This window comes from Nonomuraea sp. NPDC050540, from assembly GCF_044457485.1.
Classification (GTDB): Bacteria; Actinomycetota; Actinomycetes; order Streptosporangiales; family Streptosporangiaceae; genus Nonomuraea.
In genome coordinates this window covers 64099-86767 of sequence record NZ_JBITHA010000017.1, presented here as the reverse complement: position 1 = coordinate 86767, position 22669 = coordinate 64099, and the positions used below count along the sequence as shown (strand labels likewise).

13 protein-coding genes are annotated in these 22669 nt (G+C 71.7%); 3 read left to right on the top strand and 10 right to left on the bottom strand.

Annotation, left to right across the window (positions count from 1 at the left end; translation table 11 throughout):
* Window positions 1-64 precede the first annotated feature (64 nt).
* Complete coding sequence (locus tag ACIBI5_RS41825) at window positions 65-661, top strand: DUF4396 domain-containing protein (RefSeq protein ID WP_397255450.1); 597 nt, start codon at window positions 65-67, stop codon at window positions 659-661.
* Here the strand turns inward: ACIBI5_RS41825 and ACIBI5_RS41820 are convergent.
* The 3 genes from ACIBI5_RS41820 to ACIBI5_RS41810 all read right to left on the bottom strand — a co-directional run bounded on the left by ACIBI5_RS41820 (window position 658) and on the right by ACIBI5_RS41810 (window position 5378).
* Entirely contained in the window at window positions 658-1815 is a 1158-nt protein-coding gene (locus ACIBI5_RS41820; protein WP_397255448.1) for an alginate lyase family protein, read from the bottom strand. The two genes, ACIBI5_RS41825 and ACIBI5_RS41820, sit on opposite strands and share 4 nt — an antisense overlap.
* Before the next feature lie 116 nt (window positions 1816-1931).
* Window positions 1932-2993, bottom strand: coding sequence for an NAD(P)-binding domain-containing protein (locus ACIBI5_RS41815; RefSeq protein ID WP_397255446.1), 1062 nt, complete (start codon window positions 2991-2993; stop codon window positions 1932-1934).
* A gap of 15 nt (window positions 2994-3008) precedes the next feature.
* A complete protein-coding gene (locus ACIBI5_RS41810; protein ID WP_397255444.1) occupies window positions 3009-5378 on the bottom strand; it encodes a M20/M25/M40 family metallo-hydrolase in 2370 nt (789 codons plus the stop codon).
* A gap of 115 nt (window positions 5379-5493) precedes the next feature.
* On the opposite strand from ACIBI5_RS41810, the gene ACIBI5_RS41805 reads away from it, so the two are divergent.
* On the top strand, window positions 5494-6054 hold the full coding sequence (locus ACIBI5_RS41805) for an ArsR/SmtB family transcription factor (RefSeq protein ID WP_397255442.1): 561 nt from the start codon (window positions 5494-5496) through the stop codon (window positions 6052-6054).
* A gap of 153 nt (window positions 6055-6207) precedes the next feature.
* Window positions 6208-7509 carry an MFS transporter gene (locus tag ACIBI5_RS41800; RefSeq protein ID WP_397255440.1) on the top strand — a complete coding sequence of 434 codons (1302 nt, stop codon included), beginning with the start codon at window positions 6208-6210 and terminating at the stop codon, window positions 7507-7509.
* On the opposite strand, the gene ACIBI5_RS41795 is transcribed toward ACIBI5_RS41800, so the two are convergent.
* The 7 genes from ACIBI5_RS41795 to ACIBI5_RS41765 are packed head-to-tail and all read right to left on the bottom strand — an operon-like array spanning window position 7496 to window position 22627.
* Window positions 7496-9613: a CBM35 domain-containing protein gene (locus ACIBI5_RS41795; protein WP_397255438.1), complete on the bottom strand. Its 2118-nt coding sequence runs from the start codon at window positions 9611-9613 to the stop codon at window positions 7496-7498. The two genes, ACIBI5_RS41800 and ACIBI5_RS41795, sit on opposite strands and share 14 nt — an antisense overlap.
* A gap of 11 nt (window positions 9614-9624) precedes the next feature.
* Window positions 9625-12156, bottom strand: a complete 2532-nt coding sequence (locus ACIBI5_RS41790) for a carbohydrate-binding protein (protein ID WP_397255435.1) — start codon at window positions 12154-12156, stop codon at window positions 9625-9627.
* A gap of 10 nt (window positions 12157-12166) precedes the next feature.
* The gene (locus tag ACIBI5_RS41785; protein WP_397255433.1) at window positions 12167-14533 is read right to left on the bottom strand and encodes a glycosyl hydrolase family 28 protein; all 2367 of its coding nucleotides are present in this window, start codon (window positions 14531-14533) and stop codon (window positions 12167-12169) included.
* An 11-nt stretch (window positions 14534-14544) separates the two neighbouring features.
* Window positions 14545-16431 (bottom strand): glycosyl hydrolase family 28 protein, encoded by a 1887-nt coding sequence (locus ACIBI5_RS41780; protein WP_397255431.1) that lies wholly within the window; start codon window positions 16429-16431, stop codon window positions 14545-14547.
* On the bottom strand, window positions 16428-17624 hold the full coding sequence (locus ACIBI5_RS41775; protein WP_397255429.1) for a carbohydrate-binding protein: 1197 nt from the start codon (window positions 17622-17624) through the stop codon (window positions 16428-16430). Before ACIBI5_RS41775 ends, ACIBI5_RS41780 begins: the two co-directional genes overlap by 4 nt.
* Before the next feature lie 6 nt (window positions 17625-17630).
* Window positions 17631-20831, bottom strand: a complete 3201-nt coding sequence (locus tag ACIBI5_RS41770; RefSeq protein ID WP_397255427.1) for a glycosyl hydrolase family 95 catalytic domain-containing protein — start codon at window positions 20829-20831, stop codon at window positions 17631-17633.
* Entirely contained in the window at window positions 20828-22627 is a 1800-nt protein-coding gene (locus ACIBI5_RS41765; protein ID WP_397255425.1) for a glycosyl hydrolase family 28 protein, read from the bottom strand. Before ACIBI5_RS41765 ends, ACIBI5_RS41770 begins: the two co-directional genes overlap by 4 nt.
* Window positions 22628-22669: the final 42 nt, after the last annotated feature.

The following is a 22669-nucleotide window of genomic DNA, read 5'->3' as shown; positions in this document are numbered from 1 at the left end:
ATTTGCTCCGTTACCCCATGGGGGTATACCGTGACCGCGCAGATTGACGAACGGAGCTTCAAGCATGTCCACGCACCAGGAACACCAGGGCCACCACGATCACGGTGACCACGCGGCGCACGGAGAGCACGGCGGCCACAGCGCGCACGGTGCCCATGACGCGGACGGCGCACACGGCGCTCCCACCGAGCACGGACACGTCGGGCACGGCGCCCACGGGCATGGCGCGACGACCTGGAAGATGGCGGCGCTGGCCACGCTGCACTGCCTCACCGGATGCGCCATCGGCGAGGTGCTGGGCATGGTGATCGGCACCGCGCTCGGCTGGGGCAACGTGGCCACCATCGCCCTGGCCGTCGGCCTGGCGTTCGTGTTCGGCTACGCCCTGACCATGGTCGGCGTGCTCAAGGCGGGCCTGACCTTCAAGCAGGCGCTGAAGGTGGCGCTGGCCGCCGACACGGTGTCGATCCTCGTCATGGAGATCGTGGACAACGGCGTCATGGTGATCGTGCCCGGCGCCATGGACGCCGGGCTGGCCTCAGGGCTCTTCTGGGGCGCGCTGGCCTTCGCCTTCGTCGTCGCGTTCCTGGTGACCACACCGGTCAACAAGTGGCTGATCGGCAAGGGCAAGGGACACGCCGTCGTCCACGCCTACCACTAGGCCGGGTTGCCGGCGTGGGTGAGCGTCTCCCAGCCGAGGAAGTGGCTCACCCCCGCCGGGCGGCTCTGCTCGACCAGCCGCTGAGTACGGGCCATGCCGATGCCCATGCGGTTGCGCAGGGCGTTGAAGCCCACCTCGAAGGTCGGGCCGAGCCCCGGCTTGACCGAGCCGCCGCAGAGCCAGGACGGCACCGGCTCGCCCAGTTGCAGGCCGGCGTGGAAGCCCATCGCGTGGCGTAGCCGGTCCTTGCCTTCGGCGTACAGGTCGAGGCCCTGGTGGCGGGCGGTCTCGGCCACGTGGACGGCGGCGGCGATGCCCCAGCCGGTGTGGCCGAAGTCGCGGCAGGTCTCCTGGGCCAGGCCGTTGACGAAGGTGGTCTGGCCGTACCAGTAGCCGATGAGCTCGTCGCGGGTGTCGTACCTGCTGCCCGGCGCCTGCTTGGGCAGGGAGCCGTCGGTGGTCAGGTAGACGTAGGCGGCCAGGCGGCCGCGCCAGGTGGTGACCGCGCGGTCGAAGGCGGCGCGGTCGTCGAGGTGGACGGCGATGCCGATCGCCGCGTCCGTCATGATCAGTTCCCAGTTGCCGTTGGTGTTGGGGCTGCCCGCGATGACGATCGGCAGGTAGACGGTGCGCAGCTTGGTGGCGAAGCGGCCGGCGTTGGCCCAGCCGGTGTAGGTGTGCTTGACGAGCTCGGCCGCCCGGGAGAACGACGCCCCGGCCCAGCCGGTCTGCAGGCGGGCGTTGTGACCGGTGTGCTCGGTGATCACGGCCGACCAGGCGTCCATGATCTGGACGGCCTTCTTGGCGTGGCGGTCGTCGCCGGTCAGGTACCACTGCAGGGCGTGCGTGTAGGCGGCCATCGCGTCGTTGCGCTCGTCGGAGCAGCCGTTGTTGGGGTTGGAGGACGGGCCGCACTCGACGTTGGCGCGGGGCTTCGGCGTGTAGGACAGTGAGGCGAACGAGCTGGCGCGCAGCGCCGCCCACGCCGTCTTCCAGGGTTCGGCGCCGAGGTTGGCCTTGACGTGGTCGAGCTGGGCCCGGCTGACCAGGACACCGGGATGGTGGAAGGCAGCTCCGACCTTTTCCGCCGAAGCCGGCTGGACCGGTACGGCCAGCGCGACGGCTAACAGAAGGACAGCGAGGATGGGGCGCACGACAGGCTCCTTACCGCGGCGAGCAGACATCGGGTGTCTGACGTCCATCCAAGCCAGCCGTCGAGGGCCCGGTCAACGACCCGGGGGAAACTGACCCGGGAAACCGGCCCGGGGAACTAGGCGGAAAGCAGGGTGCGCGCCGCCAGGAGGCGCCGGACGTTGCCCGCGGCGGTCCTGCCGGCCCGGTTGGCCCCGATGGTGCTGGCCGAGGGCCCGTAGCCGACGAGCTGCAGGCGCGGCTCCCTGACCACCTGGGTGCCCTCGACCTTGATGCCGCCGCCGGGCTCGCGCAGCCGCAGCGGGGCCAGGTGGTCGAGGGCGGAGCGGAAGCCGGTGGCCCACACGACGGCGTCCACCCGCTCGTGCCGCCCGTCCGGCCAGGTGAGGCCGTCGGGGGTGATGCGGGCGAACATCGGCAGCCGCTTCAGTACGCCCTTCTCGCGCGCCGCCCTGATCACCGGGGTTGAACTGAGTCCGGTCACGCTGACCACGCTCCGCGGCGGCAGCCCGGCGCGTACCCGCTCCTCGACCAGGGCGACCGCGTCGCGCCTGGCGACCTCGCCGAACGCGTCGTCGCGCCAGACCGGCTCGCGCCTGGTCACCCAGAGCGTGCCCGCGGCGACGTCGGCCAGTTCCGCCAGCACGTGCATGGCCGAGGCGCCGGCGCCGACGACGGCCACCCGCTGCCCGGCGAACTCCCCCGGACCCCGGTAGCCGGCGTAGTGGATCTGGCGGCCCCGGAAGTCGCCGCCGCCCGGGTAGTAGGGCCAGTACGGGCGGGTCCAGGTGCCGGTGGCGTTCACCACCGCCCGCGCGGCCCAGTCGCCGCGGGAGGTGGCCACCACCAGGCGGTCGCCGCCCCCGCGGCCGACCGCGGTGACACGGACCGGGCGGAGCACGTCCAGGCCGATCGCCGCCTCGTAGGCGCCGTAGTAGGCGGGCACCACCTCGCGGGCGGGGGCGGCGCCGTCCTGGCGCTCCTCCTGCCGGACGCCCGGCAGGTCGAAGATGCCGTGGATCTTGTCCATGGTCAGCGACGGCGATCGGTGCCGCCACGCGCCGCCCGGCCCGTCCTCCGCGTCGAGCACCACGGTGCCCAGGCCGAAGCGGCGCAGGAAGTAGGCGCCGGACAGGCCCGCCTGCCCGGCGCCGATGACCACGACGTCAGTGATGTCCACGATCTCTGGCAACCGTCACGGCGTCTGGATCCTTCCCACGACGGTGACGGAGTCGGTGGGCAGGCCGCCGGTCGAGGAGCTCAGGTCCACGTCGGCGGGCCTGGGCCGGTAGCCGGTCAGGCCGTCGAGGCCGAGCGTGACGTCGCTGGCCACGAGCCGGGGCGCGCCCCTGGTCCGCAGCTCGAACTCCACCCCGTCGCCGGGCGGCGCGAAGAACTGCGCCTCGAACGGCCAGGCCGCCCCCGGACGCGGCGCGCTCTCCATCTCGGGGAACGGCACGCCGGGCCGCCCCGCCACCTGGATGACGCCTGCGGTGGCGGCCCGGTCGGCGTGCAGGTTGACCTGGTAGGCGGAGCGCTGGGAGCGGACGCGGACCCGGGTGACGGTGTCGGCGCCCTCCTGTCTCCGGCTCAGCACGCTCACCTCGGGCGCGGGCAGTTTCGCCGCCTCGGCCCTGCCCGCGTGGGCGGGGCGCATGCCGTACGGCAGGGGCAGCTTCCACTCCCCGGGCGCCTGGGGGGTGAGGGCGGCGGCCCAGGGGTGCGGACGGTCGTCGGCGGTGATCCAGCTCGCGGCGCCGGTGGCGGTGTCGAGCACGTAGGCCAGGTGGGCGGCCCGCGGGTACCGCTCGTCGAAGCGGTCGTGGATCAGTCCGCCCCCGATCAGCACGAACACCAGCGCCGTGGCGGTCAGCGGGCCGAGCGCCACACGTAGCCGCCCCCGCGGACCACGTGTGCCGGGCGTGACCTCCGCCAGCAGTGGCAGCGCCGCGTAGGCGGCCAGCACGAGCAGGACCACGGCCACCGCGGCCAGCGCGAGACCGAAGGCCGCGAACGTGCGCGCCCCGACGGTCAGCAGCACGACGCCCACGGCCGCGGCCACCGCCCGCACGGCCAGGGCGGCGTGCGGCCGGGCCGGCTCCAGCAGGAGCGCGGCGATTCCGGCGAGCCCGCCGGCCAGCGCGGGGATGGCGCCGTAGTAGGACATGCCGGGCATCACGCCGGCGAGCGCGGCGCCGGCGACCGCCAGCCAGGCCAGCGAGCCCACGGTGAGCGCCACCGTGCCGAGCCATCGCCGCAGCAGCGCGTACCAGCCCCAGACCAGGGCCACGGCCATCGCGATGAGCGCCAGCCGGTACAGGTCCGGCCGGTACGGCTCGCCGAACACCATCCCCGCGTATCCGGGCTGGATCATGGTGAGCAGTTGCCACACGCGGTCGCCCAGGAGGTAGGCCAGGGCGACGGGCACTACTCCGGCCAGCGTGGCCAGGCCCATCTTGGGCAGGGTGGCGGCCCGCCGTACCCGGGCCAGGACGGTGAGGCCGAGCACGGCCAGGACGCCCAGCGCCGCGAGCGGTGCGACGAACCCGCCGGGGTAGGCGAAGACGACGCCGAAGGCGGAGAAGAAGGCGGCGTCGCCAGGCACGCGCTGGGCGGGCAGGTCGGCGGCCAGCGCGGCGCGGGTCAGGGCGAGGCCGTTGCCGCCGTGCATCTGCAGGACGGCGGGGTCGAAGTTCTCGATCGTGTCGCGCGGGTGGTGGTAGTAGGCGCGCCCGCCGGCGGTGCCGAGGTCGACGCCGATGAAGCCGTGTTCCTCCAGCGTGGTCAGGTCGGAGTGGAAGCCGGTCTGCCGGTAGATGCCGATGAGGGCGGACTCCCCCACCGGGTGCGGCATCGAGGAGAGGGCGCGCACGAGGCCGGTGCCGCCGGGGGTGACGTTGTAGACGGCGGAGGGCGCGCCGTTGCCGGGTCCCTCCAGGTTGACGACCACGCCGCCGTCCTTGGCGAGCGGGTGGTGGGCGGCGAAGGCCTCGGCGCCGATGAGGCCGGGCTCCTCGCCGTCGCTGAGCAGGATGACCAGGTCGTTGCGCGGCTGCTGCCCGGAGGACTTGAGCGCGCGGACGATCTCCAGGATGGCGGCGACGGAGGCCTTGTCGTCGCTGGTGCCGGGGGTCGTGGTGGTGGAGTCGTAGTGGGCGGCGAGCACGACCCTGCCGGTGGAGGCGCTGCCGGGGATGACGGCCACGACGTTCTCGGCCAGGCCGGAGGTGATCTCCGAGCCGAACGAGCGGGCCCCCACCCCGGTCTGGACCTCGGGCTTCAGGCCGAGCGCGGTCAGCTGGGCGAGCAGGTAGTCGCGGATGCGGTCGCCGCCGGGCGAGCCGATCGGCGTGGGACCGCCGGTGGCGATCTTCTCCAGGTGCGGCCAGGCGCGGGCGGCGCTGAACTCCCCGGCCGGGGCGCCGGCTCCCGCCACCGCGGGCGGGCGTTCGAACAGCCAGGCGGCGCAGGCCACGGCCACGACGGCCACTAAGGCGACGGCTCCGGCGAGCGTGCGCCGGGGTGCGCGGACCGGCGCGACGCCGGTTCTCTCAAGCGTGTGCATGGGTACACAATGACTTGTGCACAACAGATTGTGCAAGCTGGATTGTGCACAGGGCAGCACGAAAACGCAGATGAGGACGGGAAACAATGCACAGAAATCCGGTAGGTTGACGCCCATGGCCGATCATGAGGTACGCACGCTGACCGACCTCGAAGCGCTGCGGACGCTCGCCCACCCCCGCCGCCAGCGCATCCTGGACCACCTCAGCACCCATGGCCCCGCCACCTCCGCCGACCTGGCCCGTGACCTCGACCTCAACACCGGCGCCACCAGCTACCACCTGCGGGAGCTGGCCAAGCACGGCTTCGTCGAGGAGGTGCCGGAGAAGGCGCGCGGCCGCGAGCGCTGGTGGCGCCACGTCCGCGCCGACCTCCGTTTCCCTCTGCGCAGCGAGCAGGACGAGCAGACCCGCGCGGTCATGGACGAGATCCAGGCCCGCGCTTATAGTGAGGACATCGCCGCGTTCCGCCACGCTCAGGCCGCGTCGGAGCCGGGCGGCTGGGGTGACGCCTTCCCCTTCTCCCGCGGCACGATCACGGTCACGTTGACGCAGCTCGCGGAGTTCTTCGAGGAGTACGTGGCGCTCGTCATGCGCTACGGCGGCGACGCCGAGCACTCCCCCGAGGCCCGCCGCGTCCACACCCGTTTCCTTGCGTTCCCGGACATCGCCGACTAGGGTCTCCTGTCTATGTCCAGCCCCGAGTCCGACAGACGCTGACCACCGGCGCTCCGGTGGTCGGCCTCCGCATGCCCGCGCGGCGTGCGCGGATGGTGTGACCGGGACCGCCGTTAAGGTCCTGTCCGTCTCTCACTCGGGAGTCTCACTGCCATGCCTGTGGCGGTCTTCATCCTCGGCCTCGCCGTCTTCGCCCAGGGCACCTCGGAGTTCATGCTCTCCGGGCTGCTGCCCGACATCTCCGCCGATCTCGGCGTGTCCCTGTCCCAGGCCGGTCTGCTGACCTCGGCCTTCGCCATCGGAATGGTGGTCGGCGCGCCCGTCCTGGCCGCCGCCACCCTGCACTGGCCGCGGCGGCGCTCGCTGGTGCTGTTCCTGTCCGTCTTCGCCGCCGCCCACGTGGTGTCGGCCCTCACCCCCGACTACGCCGTGCTGCTCGCCGCCCGCGTCGTCTCGGCACTGGCCAACGCCGGTTTCTGGGCCGTGGCCGCCGCCGCGGCGGTCGCCATGGTGCCGGTCCGGGCCAGGGCGCGGGCCCTGGCCGTCGTGGTGGGCGGCGTGACCGTCGCCTGCGTCGCCGGGGTCCCGGCGGGCGCGGTGCTCGGGCAGCTGTGGGGGTGGCGCTCGGCCTTCTGGGCCGTCGCCGTCCTGTCGGCCCTGTCCGCCGTGGCCATTCTGCGCGCCCTGCCCTCCGGTACGGCCCGCCGTACCGCGCCCACGGGGCCTTCCCGGCCGGAAGGCGCTTCCCCGGCAGGAGCCTCTTCCCCCGCAGGAGGCGTCTCCCCGGCAGGAGGGACTTCTCCGGCGGGAGGCGCCGCTGCGGACGGTGGCGGCCAGGCGCGGACCGGTGTGCGCGCCGAGCTGCGGGCGCTGGCCGACCGGCGGGTCGTGGTCACCTACCTGCTGAACGCGCTGATCCAGGGCGCCACCTTCTGCGCCTTCACCTTCCTCGCGCCCATGGTCACCGAGGTGGCCGAGCTCGGCGAGGGGTGGGTGCCGGGCACGCTGGTGCTGTTCGGCGCGGGGGCGTTCCTGGGCATCACGCTCGGCGGGCGGCTGGGCGACGCGTACCCCATGCGCGTCCTCGGCTTCGGCATGACCGCGCTGACCGCCGGCTGGGCGGTGCTCGCCCTGGCCGGCGGCAACCAGGTGGTGCTGGTCACGCTGGTGTTCGCGCAGGGGCTGCTGGCCTTCGGGCTGGCACCGGCCCTGACCTCGCGCGCCTATCAGCTCGCGGCCGGGGCGCCCACCCTGGCGGGGGCGTTCGCCACGGCCGCGTTCAACGTGGGGGCCGCCGCCGGTCCCGGGCTCGGCGGGCTGGCCCTCGACGCCGGGTTCGGCTTCCGCGCCCCGATGTGGGTGGGCGCGGGCCTGATGGTGCCCGCGCTGGCCGTGCTGGCGTGGGCGGTCCTGCTGGATCGGCGGACCGCCCACGCGCCGCTCAGCCGAGTGTGATCCGGTCCAGGTTCGGCCCTCCGCCGGCGGTGGTGGACAGCAGTCGGACGGTGTTGGCCCCCGCCTGAAGGTCGGCGGTCACCGTCGTCTCCACCCAGGTGGTCCACGCGCCGGTGGGGTCGAACGGCTTCTCGTCGGCGGCGAGCACGCCGTTGACGAGGACGTCCATCGGCCTCCCGGCGGTGGTCCCGTTGGCGAAGCGGATCGTGAGCGGCCGCGGCCCTGCGGCCGCGGCGCTCACGGTGAACTCCACGTGGGAGCCGGCGAGGTTGTCGAGGTTGACGAAGCCGGTGCCGGTGAAGCCGGCGTGGTTGGACTCGACCGCCCCTTGCGAGATGGCCGCGTTCTCCGCCTGGTACTCCGAGCTCGGCGCCGACGGGGCCGGCACGTCCAGGTAGTCGATGTTCGGGCCGCCGTTCGCGGTGGTGGCGACCAGCCTGATCGTGTTGGCCCCGGCGTTGAGCTCGGCGGTGATCGGCGCGTTGACCCACGTGGCCCAGGCGCCGGTGCCGGGGAAGTCGCGGGTGACGGGGGCGCCGCCGTTCACGGAGACGCTCATCGGGCGGTTGACGGCGGTGCCGTTGGCGAAGCGCAGGGTGAGTGTCGCGGTGCCGGCGCTCGCGGTGTTGGCGGTGAACTCGATGCCGCTGCCGGAGACGTTGTCGAAGTTGACGAAGCCGGTGCCGGAGTAGCCGGCGTGGTTGGACTCCACGAGACCCTGGGTGATCACGGCCTGCTCGGCCTCCAGGCGGGCGACGGTGCCGGAGGTGGGCCTGGCCCTGATCAGGCGGGCCTCGCCGGGGCGCAGGGTGGCGCTGTAGGTGGAGGACACGGTGCCCTCGGCGCCGCCCGACCACAGGTTCGTCACCTCGGCGGCGCCGGAGAAGCCGACCTGCGACCAGTTCACGCTGGCCGTCGAGTTGCCCGAGGTTCCGGTGTTGAACAGGGCCACGATGTAGTCGCCGTTCGACTCCCGTTTACGCCAGACCTGGTTGACGCCGCTGTTCACAATGCGGTCGGCGGCGACGCCGTCCTGGTTCACGGCGATGAGCCGCTCGTTGGTGAGCATGGCCAGGTCGGTCGAGGTGAGCGCGGTCAGGTCGCTGCCGAGCAGCAGCGGCGAGGCGGCCATCGCCCACAGCGTCAGGTGGGAACGCCGCTGGTCGGCGTTGATCCCCATCTGGTCGCCGTTGCCGATCTGCAGGGAGTCGAGGTCGTTCCATCCGCCGGGCGCGGCGTACGGCTGCCACGCGGCGGCGGAGGCGAAGCGGCTGGTGATCTTGGCCCAGGTGGTGAGCGGGTAGCCGGAGCCGTTCGGGCCCGGACCGCAGTAGCACTCGACGTCGCCCTGCGTACGCCAGCTGTTGGCCAGCCGCTTCCAGGTGGAGGCCTGGGCGATGGGCAGGTTGTTGGACAGGGCGAAGTTGATCGGCCTGCCGGTCTGCCGCAGCGCCCTGTCCCAGGCCTCGACGTCGGCGATCGTCGTGGCGTCCACGCCGTCGATCTTGAGGTAGTCCACGCCCCACGAGGCCATCTGGTTGGCCCAGGAGTTGATGAACGCCTGCGAGCCCGGATGCGACCACTTCAGCCGGTACATGTTCTTGCAGTTGTAGTTCTTGTGCATGCTCGCGCCGGTGTCGGCGATGTCGGCGGCGCGGTAGCTCGTACCCTCGACCGGGGTGTTGCGGGTGACGGCGTTCTTGGCGATGCCCGGCGTGACGTAGAAGCCGAACTTCAGCCCCTTGGAGTGCACGTAGTCGGCCAGCGCCTTGATCCCGGAGGGGAACTTGGCGGCGTCCACCTGCCAGCGGCCGAAGCCGTCGACCAGGAAGCCGTTGGCGTCGCACTTCTGGTAGAAGTCGTCGAGATTGATGTGGACGTAGCCCTTGGCCGGCAGGCCGCTGCCGGCCAAGGCGTCGGTCTGGGCCTTCATCTTGGCCTCGTCCGGCCAGCGGCGTACGAAGCTCCAGCTGCTCCAGCCCATCGCGGGCCGGATCGACTGCCCGTTGTCGGAGGCGCTCGCGGGCGGCGAGGAGGAGATCGCCAGGCCTGCGGCGGCCAGCAGCACGGCCACGGCGGCCGCGCGCGGTCTTGTCGGATTCAACGCGTTCTCCTTCAGCCGAGGCTGATCCGGTCGAGGTTCGGCCCGCCGCCGGCGGTGGTGGCGGTGGCCCTGATCGTGTTGGCGCCCGCGTTCAGCGGCACGGTGAGCGTCCGCGTCGTCCAGTTCGTCCAGGCGCCCGTCGGGTCGAAGGCCAGCTCGCCGGCGGCCTGCGTGCCGTTGACCGCGAGGTCCATCGGGCGGCCCGCCGTGGTGCCGTTGGCGTAGCGCAGCGTGAGCGTCGCCGGGCCCGCGCTCGCCGCGTTCACGGTGAACTCCACGTAGGAGCCCACGAGGTTGTCGTAGTTGACGAACCCGGTGCCGGTGAAGCCCGCGTGGTTCGACTCCACCGCGCCCTGCGAGATCACCGCGTCCTCCGCCTGGTGGTCGGTCGGCGTGTGGCCGCTCGCCGCCTCGACGTCGAGGTAGTCCAGGTTCGGCCCGCCGCCCGCGGTCGTGGCGGTGGCCCTGATCGTGTTGGCGCCCGCGTTCAGCGGCACGGTGAGCGTCCGCGTCGTCCAGTTCGTCCAGGCGCCCGTCGGGTCGAAGGCCAGCTCGCCGGCGGCCTGCGTGCCGTTGACCGCGAGGTCCATCGGGCGGCCCGCCGTGGTGCCGTTGGCGAAGCCGAACGTCAGCGTGGCGTTCCCGGCCCGCGCGGCGTTGACCGTCCACTCCACGTAGGGTCCGGCGAGGTTGTCGCCGTTGACGAAGCCGGTGCCGGAGTATCCGGCGTGGTTGTTCTCCACCGCGCCCTGCGAGATCGTCGCGTTCTCCGCCTCGTAACGGTTCTCCGGCGGCTCGACGGCGCCGCCGGGGTAGGCGCCGCCGATCCACGCCTCGTCCACGCGCAGCCGGGCGATGCCGTGGCTGCCGGTCTTCTCCAGGCGTACGTGCCGGGCGGTGGTGGGCGGGAGGTCGATGAACTGGACGCCGCGGTGGTTGGGCAGGTTGCCGGTCTTGACCGGGCTGCCCCAGCTGGTGCCGTCGTTGCTGACGTAGACGCGGTAGCCGTTGATCCGCGCGGAGTTCGCGGCGGGGTACGTCGTGGAGTCCTCGCGCTGGTTGATCCCGATGTAGCGGACCGGACGCTGCGCACCCAGGTCGAAGCGGAGCGACACCGTGCCCGCCGAGGTGGCGTCCCAGTACGTCAGGTAGTCGCCGTCACCGGCGTCGGCGGCCGGATGGCCACCGGCCGAGGCGGAGGCCGACAGGGTGACGCCGGTGTGAATGCCCTCCCGGCCCGCGGAGACGACCTTGAAGACCGTGTCGTACGGGTCCCAGCCGGAGACGCCGCTCAGCGTGAGCGTCCCGTTGGCCTGTGTGAAGCTCACCGGCGCGCCGGAGCGCAGGTTCACCACGGAGCTGATCTTGTACCCGTTGTCACGCAGGGACAGCGTGCTGCCCGACGGCCGGTTGATCACGTGGATGTAGTGCAGGTTCGGGTTGGTCTTGCTGATCGTGGTCACGCCGTGCGCGCCGTTGTTCCAGAAGCCCGGGTCGAGCCCGCCGTACATGTAGCCGCCGCCCTCGGTCCCGGACAACGACTCCCAGATCGCCGCCAGGTACGTGTTCGCGAAAGTGTTGAAGCTCTCCTGGGCCGGTGGCATGCGCCCGGCCTTCATCGGCGTCTCGGCCATGAGCGCCTTGACCGACGATCCGGCGTTGGTGATCAGCCGGCCGAGCGTGAGTTTGTGGTCGACGGCCTGGTCGGAGCCGCCGTACCACCACGGGCCGCTGGTCGGCAGCTTGAAGTCGGCCTCGATGAGGCGCGGCGCCGCCGTGTAGACCGCCTGCGGATAGTCGTAGCTCGGCGTCATGCCGGTCTTCTGCTCGTTGCTGATCATGTCCATGATCGGCGTGTCCTCGTTGTTGTTCGACAGCGTCATGTCCGGCCGCTCGCGCCGGATGCGCTCGTAGAGGCCGTTGCGCTCCCAGTAGGCGTTGTCGTTGTCGATCCAGAACCCGGCCAGCTTCGGGTAGCGGGTGAGCTGCTCGACGAACAGGTCGTAGCTGAACTCGCCGAAGCCGTCGCGCGTGTGCAGGTCCACGGTGCGGCCCTTGTAGCTGGAGTAGGCCGCGGAGTTCAGCCACGACTGGCCGGAGCCGAGCCCCTCGTTCCACCACTGCGGGTCGTCGGTCATGTAGTGGATGACCTTCACGCCCTGGGCGTCGGCGGCGTCGATGAGCTCGCCGAGCAGGTCTCTGCCGGTACGGCAGGAGCCCGGCACGGCACTCGGGTACGGCCGCGCGTACCCCAGCCGCGAATGGAAGGTCGCCAGCACGATGTACTGCGTGTGCAGCTTCTTGGCCTCCTGGACCCAGTAGCCCGGGTTCCAGCCGCCGCCGGTGACGGCCGACTCCCAGGCGCCGCAACTGGTGTGCTGGGGCGAGGTGCGCATGCCCCAGTGCAGGAACAACCCGCCGACGGAGGAACGCAGGAACGCCTGGCGCGGGTGCTGAAGCTCGGCCCGCGCCGGTACGGCGACCAGCGTGCCGAGGATGAGCGTGAGGACGGCCAGTAAGGCCGCACGTGGGGCTCGGGACATTCGCGCTCCTCTACGGGCCGGTCACGGCGAGGTGGTCGAGGTTGGGTCCGCCGTTGGCGGTGGTGGAGGTGGCTCTGACGGTGTTCGCACCGGCGTTGAGCCGCGCAGGCAGCGTGGCGCTGGTCCAGGTGGTCCAGGCGCCGGTGCCGGGGAAGTTCACGGTGACGGGTGCGCCGCCGTTCACCGAGACGGCCATCGGCCGGTTGACGGTGGTGCCGTTGGCGTGCCGGAAGGCCAGCGTGGCGGCGCCCGCCTGGGCGGCGGTGACCGTCCACTCCACGTAGGGCCCGGCGGCGTTGTCGCCGTTGACGAAGCCGGTGCCGGTGAACCCGGCGTGGTTGGACTCCACGACGCCCTGCGCGATCGTCGCCTCCTCCGCCTCATACCGTGAGCCGGCCGGGGGCGGGCCGTCGGACGGGGTGAAGGACGGGTCGCTGGAGATCGCCACCCGGTCCAGGCGGGCGCCGTCCTCGCGGTAGGCGAAGGTGACGGTGTGGGCGCCGGCGTTCAGGTCGTAGGTGACCGGGAGCTGGGCCCAGTGCCAGGAGGCGCCGAGCGGGACGGTGTTCCAGTTGGTCCACGCGCCGCCGTCCGCGCGCACCCAGAACGAGTCGTCGCCGGTCGTGGGCGCGATGACGCGGGCCCAGACCTTGAAGGACCCGGGATCGGGTACGGCGAAGCCGAGCGTGGCGTGGCCGGTCGGCGGCGCCGCCGGCTGGCTGTTGTTGCCCGGCGCGACGGTGACGTAGGAGCCGCCGGAGGCCGCCGGGTCCTGCTGGATCTGCATGGGGGCGGTGACGGTGGCCGCCTCGGCTTCGCCGTACAGGCTGACGGGGTTGCCGGGGACGGGGGTGGAGTTCGTCGCGCGCACCCGCAGCGCGCCGCCCGCGGTGTTGACGCCGGTGACGGAGTAGCCGTTGATGCCGCTGACGCCGACGTCGTAGGCGCTGCCGGAGCCGCGCTGGGCGACGACGTCGAGGCTGATGCCGGAGCCGTCGTCGACGATGAACGCGGGGCGGTTGTCGTTCTGGTCGAGGCGCATCTCGCCCTTGACCGACAGGCCCTGGACGTGGCGGGCCCAGATGCCGAACGCGGGGCGGGTGCCGTAGTCGCGGGGCGGGTAGCTGGTCAGGAACTCGCCGGGCACACGGGTGGCGTCGGAGGCGGGGTGGCCGCCGGGGACGGTCAGCCTGACGCCGTCGAGCGTGATGCCGGGACCGATGTCGACGGCGGGCGTGCCGGTGATGGTGCTGGTCAGCTCGGGTCCGCCGGTGGTGCCCGAGGGCTCGGGGGCGGTGAGCTCGTGGCCGGTCACGTTGGTCAGGTGGATGTTCCTGATCCGGCCGGCGGGCGGCGAGCCAGGACAGCGCTTGCGTTCGCCGATCTTCATGAAGATCGGGGTGGTGGTCTTGGTGAGCGAGATGTTGGTGTAGCGGACGTCCTCGATGATCGCGCCGTCCATCGAGACCATGCCGATGCCGGCCTTGCCCGCGCCGAGCACGGTGATGTTGTCGAAGCGGATGTCGCGGAAGTCGCCGCACGTCTCCGAGCCGAACTGCATCGCGTTGTTCTCGTGGGAGTAGATCGTGGTGTCGCGCACGCGGACGTTCTGGCTGGTGTAGGTGTGGCCGAGGGCGAAGTCGCTCTTCAGCGCCACCGCGTCGTCGCCGGCCTCGATCCGGCTGTTCTGCAGGACGACGTTCCAGCTGTTGATCAGGTTGATGCCGTCGCGCACGCCGTTCTCGGCGTAGACGGTCTTGAGGTTGTCGATGAGGACGTCGTGGCAGCCGTTGAGCAGCGCCATGAAGTGGCCGCCGCGGCGGATGGTGATGCCGGTGATGCTGACGTTCGCGCACTCGGTCAGCGCGATGGCCTTGTTGCCCGCGCCGGAGGGCGGCGAGTTGCTGGTGGACAGATTGCCGTCGCCGTCGATCGAGCCGGCGCCCGCGAAGTGCACGTTGCTGACGCCCCGGCCGACGAACAGGGAGTTGTTGAAGTGGCTGTGGCCGAAGTCCTGGTAGTCGTCGAAGGCGTTGGGCTCGGGGGCGTCCATGCCGCTGCTCGCCGCGCGCACGGTCGCGCCGGAGTCGAGGCGGATGGTGACGTTGCTCTTCAGGTGGATGGTGCGGGCGCGGTAGTTGCCCGAGGGGAAGACGACGATGCCGCCGGGGGCGGCGCCGGCGGCGTTGATGGCGCGGTCGATGGCGTCGTCGTCGTTGGTGCTGCCGTTGCCGGTGGCGCCGTAGTCGCGCACGTTGAACTCGGCGGCGGTGGTGGCGCTCGCGGGCGTGGCGGTGAGGGGGAAGGCCAGGAGGGCGAGGGCCAGGGGCCAGGCGGCGCCTCGCATCGCCGCGCCACTCGTTGCTGCACCTCTCACTGCTGCACCTCTCATTGCTGCACCTCGATGTAGTCCAGGTTGGGGTTGCCGTTGGCGGTGTTCGCCGTGATCCGGACCGTGTTGGCCCCGGCGTTCAAGGTGATCGGCAAGGTGGTCGTGGCCCAGGTGGTCCAGGCGCCGGTGCCGCTGAACGACTGGCTCGCCACGACCGCGACCCCGTTGACCGCGATGGCCGCCGCCCTGTTCGCCGACGTCCCGTTCGCGTAACGCACCCGCAGCGTCGCCGCCCCCGCGCTGCCGCCGACCGTCCACTCGGTGAAGCTGCCCGCCACGTTGTCACCGTTGACGAACCCCGTACCCGAGTGACCCGCGTGATTCGACTCCACCACACCCTGCGAGACCGTCGCGTTCTCCGCCTCGTAGCGGGTGCCGGTGGGCGGGTTGGTGGTGGAGATGTCGCGGCCGTTGTGGAAGACGTTGATCAGCTGGAGGTTGTCGACATTGTTCGCGATATTTCCGGAATTGGTCATGCTGGTGAAGGTGCTGTTGGAGATCGTCACGTTCTGGATGTGCCTGGCGGAGCGGCCGTCGATGTTGAAGGCCGCCCGGCCGCCGGTGACGGTCATGGCGTCGACGGTGAAGTTGCGTACCGTGGGCGGGATGCTGCCGGACGTCTCGTAGTTCATCGTGATGTAGACGGCGTCGCGTTCAAGGTTGCGGCCGGTGAAGCGGCGCAGGTGGACGTCCTCGACGAAGCCGCCCCTGTTGAAGCTGGTCTTCACGTACAGCGCGTACTTGACCGGGTAGCGGCCGGGGAAGTCGGCGGCGTTGCACTGGCAGTCCTCGGCGAAGACCTTGCGCACCCCTCCCGACATCTCGCTGCCGACGGTGATGCCGCCCCAGCGGCCGGAGAACCTGCAGTTGCGCACCACGATGTTCTGCGAGGGCCGGTTGACCCGGCGGCCGTCGCGGTCGCGGCCCGACTTGACCGGGACGCAGTCGTCGTTGGTGTTGAACCGGCAGTCGTGGATGTGGACGTCGGTGCAGGAGTCGGGGTTGCAGCCGTCACCCTGGGAGTTGGTGCTGTAGAAGGTGACGTTCCTGACGGTGACGTTCGTGCAGTAGACCGGGTGCAGCGTCCACATCGCGGGGTTGCGCAGGTTGAGGTTCTCCACCAGGACGTTCGTGCAGTTGTAGAGGCCGATCATGTTCGGGCGCAGCTTCGTGCCGGAACCGAACACCCGCTGCTCCACCGGGTGGTCGTCGGCGCCCCAGTCCCGCAGCCGGTCGCGGTCGGCGCCGCCGCCGCCCCACGAGGACCACTCGCCCGCCGGGGCGTTGCCGTCGATGGTTCCGGTGCCGGTGAGCGCGATGTCGGTCTTGCCGTTGGCGTAGATGAAGGGCGAGTAGTTGTGGCACTCGATGCCCTCCCACCGGGTGAAGACGGGCGGCAGGTAGGAGCCCGGGTCGGTACGGAACCGGATCGTGCCCTGGACGTGCAGGTTCACGTTCGACAGCAGGTGGATCTTGCCGGTGCGGAAGGTGCCCGCCGGGACCAGCACCCGGCCGCCGCCCGCGGCGGCGCAGGCGGCGATGGCGTTGCGGAAGGCCGCGGTGCAGTCGGTGCTGTTGTCGCCGACGGCCCCGTAGTCGGTGATGGGGAAAGTCCGGTCGGGGAAGGCGGGCGGCACGATCCTGGCCAGGATCTCGGGCACCTCGTCCCAGGGCGAGGCCGCGGCCGTGCCCTCCACGACCGCGGCCCCGCCCCGCGCTCCGGCGCCCGCGTCATGCGCGCGCGCCGCCGCGCGCTCGCTCAGGGCTGCCGGGAGCGTGCCCCCGAGCACCAGGGCCCCGGCGCCGAGCGCCGCGCCGCGCAGGGCCTCGCGCCGGGACAGCGCCGCGGCGCGCAGTGCCCCGCCGGGTAACTGGCTGGTCATTGGGTCACCTCGATGTAGTCCAGGTTGGGGTTGCCGTTGGCGGTGTTCGCCGTGATCCGGACCGTGTTGGCCCCGGCGTTCAAGGTGATCGGCAAGGTGGTCGTGGCCCAGGCGGTCCAGGCGCCGGTGCCGCTGAACGACTGGCTCGCCACGACCGCGACCCCGTTGACCGCGATGGCCGCCGCCCTGTTCGCCGACGTCCCGTTCGCGTAACGCACCCGCAGCGTCGCCGCCCCCGCGCTGCCGCCGACCGTCCACTCGGTGAAGCTGCCCGCCACGTTGTCACCGTTGACGAACCCCGTACCCGAGTGACCCCCGTGATTCGACTCCACCACACCCTGCGAGACCGTCGCGTTCTCCGCCTCGTAGCGGGTGGTGTTGCCACCGCCGCCCGGCACGGCCCTGTACGACTTCAGGTTCGTCAGCAGCAGGTGGCAGTTCTGCAGCGAGCCCGAGGTGTCGCCCAGGGAGCGGTAGATGCCCCACTTGGGCCGCACCCGGTCGCCGAGGAAGGTGTCCACGCCGGTCCTGGTGGCGTCGACGACGGTCGTGCCGCCGCTGCTCAGCACCCAGCGCACCGCGCCGGACGACCCGTCACCGATCTTGATCTCGTAGTCGATGTCGATCCACTTGTCGTGCAGGGGCGTGAGGTCGGTCCGGCCGACCAGGATGTTCGGCTCGAAGACCTTGTGCTCGATGGTCTGCCTGCCGTCCACCCGGCGCAGCGAGGTGACGGTGATGGGCGCGGTGCCGCTGCCCGGCATCTTGGTCTGGAAGATGTGGGTGAAGGACGTGGTGGCCTTGAGCGTGGCCGGGATGAACATCGCGTACGTGACCCGCCACAGCTCCCCTGACTTCCACTGCAGGTAGCCGGCCGGGGTGCGGTTGCCCGTGACCTCGTGGCGCTGGCGGTCGGTGCTGGTGTCGCGGTCGACCGTGTGCATGGTGAAGCGGAAGTTGTCGCCTTCGGGGAAGATGTGCGGCGCGGCCGACGTGTGGGAGTCGGCCCGGTCGTCCTCGATCGACTCCCAGGCGCGCATGCCGTCGCCGCGCGCGGTGGGCGACCACATCTGCTGCCAGGTCTGTCCGGGCGGAAGGAGGGTCGGCGCGGCGAAGGCGGGGCGGGCGGTCAGGAGCGGCGCCGTGGCGGCGGCGCCGAAGAGGATGCCGAGCTGGCGGCGTGACAGTTCCATGGTTGCCTATCCGATAGTGATCTTGTCGAGGTTCGGGCCGCCGTTGGCGGACGTGGACACGAGTTTGATCTTGGTGCCGAGCTGCGCCCGGAGAGAGAGCGTCTGCCAGGTCGTCCACGCGCCGGTCGGCGGGAAGGTGAGCGCTCCGGCCCGCACGCCGTCGACGAGCACGTCCATGGGGCGCGCGACGGCGGTGCCGTTGGCGAACCTGACGGTGATCGTCCTCGTCCCGCCGCCCGTGACGGTGAACTCGGCCGCCGAACCCGCGACGTTGTCGAGGTTGACGAAGCCGGAGCCGGTGAAGCCCGCGTGGTTCGACTCCACCGCGCCCTGCGTGATGACCGCGTCCTCGGCCTGGTAGTCGGTGCCCGAGGCGGCCACGTCGAGGTAGTCGAGATTGGGCCCGCCGTTGGCGGTGGCCGAGGTGAGCCGGACCTTCGTGCCGAGGCCGGCCGGGATCGACACCGTCCGCCAGGTCGTCCACGCCCCGGTGGGCGGGAAGTCCAGCGACCCGGCGGCGGCGCCGTCCACGGTGACGGTCATCGGCCTGCCGCTCGTGGTGCCGTTGGCGAAGCCGATCGTCAGCGTGCTCGCGCCGGTCGCGGCGACGGTGAACTCCACGTACGAGCCCGCCACATTGTCCAGGTTGACGAAGCCCGAGCCGGAGAACCCGGCATGGTTCGACTCCACCACGCCCTGGGAGATCAGCGCGTTCTCGGCCTCGTGGCGGCCCGGCGGCGACGGCGTCCCCGGCAGGCCCCAGCGCGCGCCCGGCCTGGAGATCGGTGCCCGGTCGACGACCAGCGGCGGCCGCGGCCCCGTGTGCAGGAGCACCTCGCGGTCCTTGGCCAGCACGATCTGCACGGTTCCGCCGCCCAGGTCGGTGACCTGGGCGGGGGTGCCGTCGTCCAGGGTCGCGGTGGGCGCGCCGGGCAGGCCGTGGCGCAGCTTGAGCGGCTCACCGGCCAGGCTGCGCACGCGGATGAACCGGGTCGTCCCCGCCTGCCGTACCGCCGAGACCAGGAAGGCGCCCTGGGTGCGGAAGTCGTGCAGGGTCACGTCGGGCCACGCCGACGGCACGGCGGGGAAGACCCGGATCACGCCGCCCCAGCTCTGGCAGAGCATGTCGTGGATGCTCTGCGACGCCGAGAGCGGGGTCTCGATGACCGGGCCGGCCTCGGTGTAGTGGGTGTTGGCCCGGCAGGGGAAGGACGTGGCCGGGTCGAAGAAGCGCGTCAGGTAGCCGAGCGCGGTGTCGCCGCGGCCCATGCTCGCGTACATGGAGGCCGCGCCGGTGTAGCTGTAGCCGCGGTGCGCGCCGGTGACCGCGTGCCAGCGCGCGATCGAGCGCTCGATGAGGGTACGGCTCGCCGCCTGATCCCACGTGACCAGGTACAGCGGGTAGATCATCATCAGGTGCGAGTAGTGCCGGTGCGACTGGCTGTACGGCGTGCTCACGCCGATCATGTACCCGTCGCCGTCCGTCGGATAGGGCGTCAGGTTCGCCAGCGTGCTCTGCCACCTGGGCTTGAGCGGGTCGTCGACGCCGAGCCTGGCCGCCGCGTCGAGCAACGTCTGGCAGCCCCACCTGATGAGCGCGAGGTCGTAGTTGGTGTCCTTGGGCGGCACCACCGGGTACTCCGGCGACAGCGTGCTGGGCAGGTGCAGCCTGCCGTCGCCCTCGGTCCGCAGGAAGTGCAGGTAGTAGTTGATCGCCCGCCTGAGCAGCGGGAACAGCGTGTCGCGCAGCAGCGTGTCGTCCATGGTGTGCCGGTAGGACAGCCACACGTTGTGCAGCGCCCAGGTCAGGTCGCCGACCTCGGCGCCGCTGCCGGGCGTCCCGACGCTCCTGGTGGCGAACATGTCCGAGCTGCGCCCCACACCGCTGGAGTCGGCGCGGTAGGCGCTCGGCACGTTGTCGACGAGCCGCTGCCGGTTCCGGTCGAGGGTGGTGGTGACCGAGTCGAGCTCCAGGTGGTTGGACCCGTGGATCAGCCAGTACTCGAGCTGCACGTTGAGGTTCCACCACACGCCCGGCCACGGCGTCGGCTCCAGCCACGGCCCGGTGGTCGCCATCACCGGCCCGCCGGCCCGCGTCGCGCTCGCCGTCTTGTACAGCTGTATCCAGTAGAAGGACTGCAGCCGCTCGTCGGGGAGGCTGAGGAAGCTCTTGGGGTAGAAGGCGTGCCACCAGGCCTGATGCTCGTCTCTCAGGCTCTGGTACGGCCCCGCGTCCCGCACCTTGGCGAGGGAGGCGGCCTCGGCGGCGGTGTCCGACGGGAAGCTGTGGGCGACGCTGAGCAGCAGGAGGCCGCCGCTCTGCCGGTAGGCGGTGGCCGTCTGCCCACCGCCTGCCAGCGCCTGCAGAACCTGCCTGACCTCGCCGGTCGTCCTGGTGGTCCAGGCGGGGTTGCGTACGTACCCGGAGGGCGGGGCCTCGGAGGCCTCACGCGGGCTGTCGGCCGCCTCCGGATGGAACGTCCACCGGACCTGCTCGTCCCCGGTCGCGGTGGCGTCGGCCACGAGGAGCTCGTCGTGGACGAAGGCGGTGAACGTGATCCTCCCGGCCGTCGTGGTGATCGAGCCGGTGAGCTCGGCGTCCCACAGGCTCAGGCGCCAGTCGACGGCGGTGATGGTGCCGGCCGGGTCGAGGGTGAGATGGCCGACGGGCAGGCGGCAGGTGCCGAACCCGCTGCCGAACTGGGGCCGGTGGTCCTGCACGCGGCCGTGCTGGGTGGTGAAGCGGACCTTGTTGGCGCCGGGCTCCTTGTAGACCATGCTGCCGAGCAGGCCGTCGCCCAGGAAGGGGCCCTCGTGCCAGACGGTGGGCAGGCGGGCCCAGAGCAGGTCCTGCTTTTCCAGGAAGTCCCGCCACTGTTCCGGCGTGCTCACGCGCTTGTCCAGCTCCCATGCCGCCCCGGCCCAGACCGTGTCCAGCCCGCCCGGGAACGCCGCGACCGCCATGGACCCGAAGGCACCGCCGAGCACCACCCGCCGCGACACCCCCCACCCGCCCGGCCCCGCCGCCCCGCCGTGTGCCTCCGGCGCACCGGGCACGCGGACCGGGTCCCCCGGAAGCGCGGGGGCCCGGCCTTCCGGTGGCGGGCCGGGTGCCGGTGATCTGCCGGGTGCCCGTGGCGGGCCGGGTGCCGGTGACGTGCCCGGGGTGGCCGGGTCCGGCGTGCCTGCCGCCTCCCCGGGGGTCATGCGGTCACCTCCAGGTGGTCGAGGTTGGGGCCGCCGTTCGCCGTGGTGGCGGTGGCCCGGACCGTGTTGGCGCCCGCGTCGAGCTGGGCCGAGACCGTGGCGGTCTGCCAGGTGGTCCAGGCGCCCGTGCCGTTGAAGGGCTTGGCCGCGGCGATCACCGTGCCGTTGACCGCCACGTCCATGGGGCGGTTCGTGGTGGTGCCGTTGGCGAAGCGGAAGGCCAGCGTGGCCGTCCCGGCGTTGGCGGCGGTGATCGCGAACTCGACGTAGGAGCCGGCCACGTTGTCGTAGTTGACGAAGCCGGCGCCGGAGTGGCCGGCGTGGTTGGACTCCACCACACCCCTGACGATGGTGGCGTTCTCGGCCTCGTAACGGGTGCCCGCGGGCGGCGTGCCGTACAGGGTGCCGTTGATTCTGACGTTGTGCAGTCGCACGTTGTCGGCGTTGCTGATCTGCGGCGCGGGCGTGTCGATCGCGGTGAACGTGGAGTCGGAGACGGTCACGTTCCTGATCCGGCTGGCCGAGGAGCCGGAGAGCTTGATCGCGAACGGGGAGTCGTTGATGTCGAGATGCTCGACGGTGATGTTCTGGATGACCGGGTGGACGATGGGGCCGTGGCCGGGGCCGGTCAGGCTGTAGTTCATGTCGATGAAGAAGCCGCCCCGGTCGCACGGGCCGCCGGTCAGGCCGCGTACGTGCACGCCGTCGATCACGCCGCCGCGGCGGTTGTTGGTCTTGAGGTAGAGCGCGTAGAACGACTTGTAGCTGGAGCCGGGGAAGATCTGGTTGTTCTCGGCGAAGATGTTGCGCACGCCGCCGGACATCTCGCTGCCGACGGTGATCGCGCCCCAGCGGCCGTAGTACTTGTTGCCGCGGATGACGATGTTCTCCGACGGCACCCCGACGCGGCGGCCGTCGATGTCGCGGCCCGACTTGATCACGGTGCCGTCGTCGCCGGTGTCGAAGGAGCAGTTCTCGATGAGCACGTCGGCGCAGCTCTCCGGGTCGACGCCGTCGACCATGGCGCCCCGGCTGTAGATCTTGACGCGCCGGACGGTGACGTTGCGCGACAGGACCGGGTGCACCGCCCACATCGCGGGGTTCCTGATGTCGAGGTCCTCGATGAGGATGTCGGCGCAGCCGTACAGCTGGATCATGTTGGGCTTGAGGTAGTGGCCGTCACCGAACTGGCGCTGGTCGATCGGGACGCCGTCCACGGCCATCGCCTGCAGGCGCTGCCAGTCGGGGTCGCGCCGGCCGTCGAAGCCGAACCACGGGCCCGCCGCGGCGTTGCCGTCGATCGTGCCGGTGCCGGTCAGCGCGATGTTGGTCTGGCCGCGGGCGTAGATGAAGGGCGAGTAGTTGTAGCACTCGATGCCCTGCCAGCGCGTGAACACGGTCGGCAGGAAGGACGCGGCGTCGGAGCGGAAGCGGATCGTGCCGCCGGCCTCCACGTGCAGGCGCACGTTGGACAACAGGTGGATCTTGCCGGTGCGGAAGCGTCCGGTGCCGGGGACGAGGACCGTGCCGCCGCCGGCGGCGTTGCAGGCGGCGATGGCCTCGCGGAAGGCGGGGGTGCAGTCGGTGGTGTTGTCCGGTCTGGCGCCGTAGTCGGTGATGGGGAAGGTCCGGTCGGGGAAGGCCGGCGGCACGATTCTGGCCAGGATCGCGGGGACCTGGTCCCAGGGGGAGGCGAGGGCCGTACCTGATGCGGCCACCGCCGTGCGGGGCAGCAGGACCGCGCCGCCGCCCGCGATGCCCGCGGCCTTCAGAAGGTCACGTCGAGAGGGGGTCATCGAGGCTCCGCTCGGGGGGTGACTCGCCCGGCGGCCGCGGGT